Origin of the sequence: Corynebacterium sp. ACRPH, assembly GCF_022347285.1 — a bacterium.
Taxonomy (GTDB): Bacteria; Actinomycetota; Actinomycetes; order Mycobacteriales; family Mycobacteriaceae; genus Corynebacterium.
Window position 1 is genome coordinate 1 of the sequence record NZ_JAKRND010000051.1, and the last position, 500, is coordinate 500.

The following is a 500-nucleotide window of genomic DNA, read 5'->3' on the forward strand; positions in this document are numbered from 1 at the left end:
CTTCTCGCTGATCTTGTTGACCTTGTCCTGGTCATGGTTTTTCTTCGGTGACACCGTAGTCATTATCGGTGAAACTCCTTCGAGATCAGAGCCTCACACACAAACTTCCTGACACCCTCCCTCCACAACCTCCCCCTCTACCAAGCCCTCCTCAACGGCGGACTCCACGAAGCAGGACTCACCGGCCGCGGCCGCACCACCAACCGCGACACCACCACCAACTGGACCATCCCCACCAACTGGCTGACCGACGACCTCCTCGGCGACATCCGCCCCACCGTCTACCGCGCCACCGCCGCAGGCGACGTCTGGCGCATCATCACCCCCGAAGGCGCAATCCAAGACACCACCTACACCAACCACCACCTCCCAGCCACCATCACCAACGCAGCCGGTGCCACCACCTGCTACACCTACGACGACAACGACCTGATCACCCACACCACCTACCCCGACGGGACCACCACAACCATCGAACCCGGCACCTGGGGCATGCCCGT

The 500-nt window shown here is 62.2% G+C and carries 1 protein-coding gene; it reads left to right on the top strand.

Features of this window, described 5'->3' with window-relative positions:
• Window positions 1-378: 378 nt before the first annotated feature.
• Window positions 379-500 (top strand): hypothetical protein (locus MHX66_RS10690; protein WP_370646316.1); only part of this gene is annotated, 122 nt, incomplete at its 3' end.